The following is a 4,264-nucleotide window of genomic DNA, read 5'->3' on the forward strand; positions in this document are numbered from 1 at the left end:
TCCAAAGAGTTTATCCAAAGAGTTTATTTAACATAATCTTTTTATTTTGATAAAACAAAACCGCCAATGTTTTGACGGTTTTGCAATCAAGTAAGTATTAAAACCTTAAAACTCGCCCGTTACCGACCAGCCATTGACTAGCGGATAACGGCGTTCACGTCCAAAGGATTTTTCGGTAATCTTAGTGCCGATTGCCCCTTGACGGCGTTTGTGTTCGGCTCTGTCTACCATGGTTAGTACACGTTCAACGACCGCAGGGTCAAAACCTGCCGCACAGATGGCTTTGTAGCCCAAATCTTCATCAATGTACATCTTTAAGATAGCATCAAGTAGGGCATAGTCAGGCAAGCTGTCTTGGTCTTTTTGGTCGGGACGTAGCTCAGCCGATGGCGGACGAGTGATGACACGCTCAGGAATGACAGGGTTGTCTTCTAGGCGATTGCGATAATCGGCTAGGCGGTACACGTCGGTTTTGTAGACGTCTTTTAGCACATCAAATCCGCCAACCATGTCGCCATATAGGGTAGAGTAGCCGACCGCATTTTCTGATTTGTTGCCAGTTGAGATGACCATGTGTCCAAATTTGTTGGATAGAGCCATGAGTATCACGCCCCTTGCCCGAGCTTGTAGGTTCTCTTCGGTCACGTCAGGGGCTGCCCCTGCAAAGAGTGGGGCGAGCGTGGATTTGAGACCTGCCACCGCATCATGGATGGGGCAGATGGTATAAGAGACGTTGAGACGGGCGGCTTGGGCGGCGGCATCGTCCAGACTCATCTGCGATGTATATTCATAAGGCATCATTACCGCATAGACTTTATCAGCACCCAATGCATCCACAGCGATGGCAAGGGTCAAGGCACTGTCAATGCCCCCCGAGAGTCCGACAATCACACCCTTAAAGCCTGAGCGATTGACATAATCACGCAAGCCAACCACCAAGGCTTGGTAGATTTGCGACTCTTCGGATAAGTCAAGTGGCGGTTTGGCTTGGGTGTCAAAGCGTCCGCTTGATACATCAAAGGTTGCCATAATCAGCTGATTTAAGAATCTTGCCCCTTCGTGAGCAATCTCGCCGTCCGCTTGGCTGACGATAGAGCCACCGTCAAAGACGATGTCATCTTGGGCACCGACGGTATTGACATAGATGATGGGTAGCTTGTGCGTTGATGATTGACGGGCGATGAGTGCTTTACGTTCGGCTTGCTTGCCGACTTCAAAGGGTGACGCATTTAGCACGACCACCATTTCTGCCCCTTCATCTTTGAGTGCTTTGATGGGTGCTTCGTGCCAGATGTCTTCACAAATGAGCAGTCCGATGGTCAGCCCTTTGTAGTCAAATAAGACTTGATTGCGACCTTTTTTAAAGTAGCGTTTTTCATCAAACACGCCATAGTTTGGCAGGCATTGTTTGTGATAAAAGCCTTTTTGGCTACCGCCTTGTAATATCGCCGCCGAGTTAAACGTGCCGTGATTGTCCACGTGCGGATAGCCTAAAATGGTGACAATGCCGTCTATCTTGGCAAGTTCATTCATGGCAATCTTGACACGCTCAGCCAAGGTAGGACGCAGTAGCAAATCTTCTGGCGGATAGCCGATGAGTGCCAGCTCAGGAAAGATGACGATGTCTGCCCCACGAGCTTTGGCATCTAGGGCAAGGGCTTTCATCTTGCCCACGTTGCCCTTGATGTCGCCCACCCAAAAATTTGTCTGCATGATGGCAAAAGTAATCGTACCGTTTGGGGTACTAATTTCGCTAAAATTTTCTTGTATTGACATTTGTAATTATCCAGTAAATGTATTGGTGGTTGTCGCCTGTCGTCAATCCGTGTTTATCGGCAGGCAATGATGAGTTTGATTTGTCAAATCAGCTTGATGTTTGCATAAAACTAATGAAAACCAATCTACACAAATCAACTTAGTATAGCACACTATCGCCTATTTTTGTGATATAGTAGGCATTATTTTGTGACTTTGACATTTGCCATGTTTGCTTTTTTAATCAATCTTATCATCATCGCCATTGTGATGAAAATCTTCTTTAAATTCATGTATCCAAAACCGCCCAAGCACTTTTTTCCAAAAGCAGGCGATGATGTTAGTATCAGACGATGCGATTATTGTGGGCATGAACTTGCCACCTATCGGGGTATTTTGCAGACGGATGTGGCAGGCGATGGGCGTGAGTATTTCTTTTGCAATGGCGACCATCAAAGTGCTTATTTTCGTGGTGATGTCTATCAGGCCGATGATGACTATGATGGTCTGCCTACCAAAAGGCCGTTGGATGACGATTAAAGATGTTTAGAGATAAACAGTGATTTAAAAAACAAAAAGACGTCCTAAAACGTCTTTTTGCCATTGATAATCAAGCAACTCATCAAGCCACATTTGCCAACTCTTCTTGAATGGCAGATTCCATCTCTTTGGTACTGACTGTCGGGGCGAAACGCTGGGTTACTTTACCGTCTTTATTGACCAAAAATTTGGTAAAGTTCCATTTGATGTCATCGCCTGTGCGAGCCAAACCCATCTCGGAGATAATCTCTAACAAAATTTCGTATTTGCTATTACCAATCTCGTCACTTTGCTTGCTTTTTAGGTAAGTGTATAAAGGATGTGCATTCTCATCATTAACACTGATTTTGGCAAATAAAGGGAAGGTGAGTTCGTAGTTATCTGCCAAGAACTGAACGATTTCTTGGTTGCTCTCTGGGGTTTCTCCAAAATCGTTGCTTAAAAAAGCCAAAACCACCAAACCTTTATCTTTATACTTTTGATACAGCTCTTCTAAATCATTATACTGGGGTGTCAGACTGCATTTGGTGGCAGTATTGACAATGAGCAAGGTCTTGCCTTCAAAATCGCTTAACTGAACTTCTTTACCGTGAATGTCTTTAACTGAAAAATCATGGATTGACATCGCTTAACGCATCCTTAAAAGTGTGCCAAGAATAATTGCAAAAACCATCATGCAATCTACCAAAAGGGATAAGAGTAGGGCGTATTGAACGTTGGTATTTGCCATGAAAAATGAGAAAAATCGCCCGTTTTTCAAGGAAAAAAACGCAGGCTGATAGTCATTCTATCAGACAAGTTTTTAATGATGAAAAACAAAATTTAGTCATTTTTCATGCAAAAATTGATAAAAGCGTTAAATTTTCATCTTATTTTATAAGAATGCTATCAATGTTCAATACGCCCTATACAAACCCATAAGACTATTATATATAATTTTTTGGAAAGTAAAAGTGATAAAAATCAATGGATTGATTAGAAAAAATTAATAATGATGGTAAGTAATTCTGATTGATTGATGTTAATAAGTAAGCAGTTTGTTTAGTTTTTTAAATAATAAAAACCCAGTTTCCCAAAGCCAAAAATCGGTCGGAGAAACTGGGCTGATGTCAAAGCGGTCGGCTAAGTTTACACCCAACCTTTTTGCGAAATTCTTTTAACACTTTAACAAATGCTGTCATTTCTTCGGGCGTACCAAGTGTTAGGCGGTTGTAGCCGCCCATGGGTGGAAATGCACGTCCGACAAAGATATGATATTCTTTCATACGCTCTTGGTAGGTTTTGACATCCCCTTTAATCTCATGGAAAATAAAGTTGCCATTGGATTCGGCATAGTTTAATCCAAGCTCTTTTAGGTGGTCCCTACAATTTGGCGAGAGCGTAGGTTTGACAAGCGACTGTATTCCAAAAATTCGGTGTCTTGTAGTGATGCCAAAGATGCCACCGCTCCTGATAGATTGGTATTGCTCAGAGACATACAACGCTCGGTCAGCTCAATTAACTCTTTTGAGCCAACGGCATAGCCGATTCTTAGTCCTGCAAGGGTATAAATTTTTGAGAAGGTTTTGGCAACCAAGACGTTGAGATTGCCTTGTTTGATAAATGCCAAACCGCTTTCAAAATTGGGGTTGGCAACATATTCGTCATAGGCTTCATCAAGTAAGAAATAGTGATTTTTTGGGGCGTTATCAACCCAATGTGATAAGGTATTTTTGGGCGTAATCGTACCTGTGGGGTTGTTGGGATTGCACAGATAAAACAGCGTAACGCCGTCAAAGTCGTTGGTGATTTTTTGCATTAGACCTCTTTCCAAACCCCAGAGTAAACATGCTACAATACCCATTTAACCCAATAAAGTAAAAACATGACACCCAAGCAAGCTAAAAAACTAAGCGACAGTGAGTTTAAACGATACTTTGGTATAAAAAGAGCCACCTATCAACACATGCTATCTATACCAACCGAACCC

Annotated in this window: 5 protein-coding genes; 1 reads left to right on the forward strand and 4 read right to left on the reverse strand. The window is 42.7% G+C overall.

Features of this window, described 5'->3' with window-relative positions; all coding sequences use genetic code 11:
• Positions 1-105 precede the first annotated feature (105 nt).
• Entirely contained in the window at positions 106-1,776 is a 1,671-nt protein-coding gene (locus B5J93_RS10480) for an NAD+ synthase (RefSeq protein ID WP_079326324.1), read from the reverse strand.
• Positions 1,777-1,965: 189 nt separating this feature from the next.
• On the opposite strand from B5J93_RS10480, the gene B5J93_RS10485 reads away from it, so the two are divergent.
• Positions 1,966-2,295: an eL24 family ribosomal protein gene (locus B5J93_RS10485; RefSeq protein WP_228144927.1), complete on the forward strand. Its 330-nt coding sequence runs from the start codon at positions 1,966-1,968 to the stop codon at positions 2,293-2,295.
• 82 nt (positions 2,296-2,377) lie between these two features.
• On the opposite strand, the gene B5J93_RS10490 is transcribed toward B5J93_RS10485, so the two are convergent.
• The 3 genes from B5J93_RS10490 to B5J93_RS13835 form a co-directional block, all read right to left on the reverse strand.
• On the reverse strand, positions 2,378-2,920 hold the full coding sequence (locus tag B5J93_RS10490) for a glutathione peroxidase (protein ID WP_079326325.1): 543 nt from the start codon (positions 2,918-2,920) through the stop codon (positions 2,378-2,380).
• A 484-nt stretch (positions 2,921-3,404) separates the two neighbouring features.
• Positions 3,405-3,560, reverse strand: coding sequence for a hypothetical protein (locus tag B5J93_RS13830; RefSeq protein ID WP_211278878.1), 156 nt, complete (start codon positions 3,558-3,560; stop codon positions 3,405-3,407).
• Between the two features lie 86 nt (positions 3,561-3,646).
• On the reverse strand, positions 3,647-4,093 hold the full coding sequence (locus B5J93_RS13835; protein WP_211278879.1) for an aminotransferase class I/II-fold pyridoxal phosphate-dependent enzyme: 447 nt from the start codon (positions 4,091-4,093) through the stop codon (positions 3,647-3,649).
• Between the last annotated feature and the right edge of the window lie 171 nt (positions 4,094-4,264).

It is taken from the genome of Moraxella equi, assembly GCF_002027555.1.
GTDB classification, from domain to species: domain Bacteria; phylum Pseudomonadota; class Gammaproteobacteria; order Pseudomonadales; family Moraxellaceae; genus Moraxella; species Moraxella equi.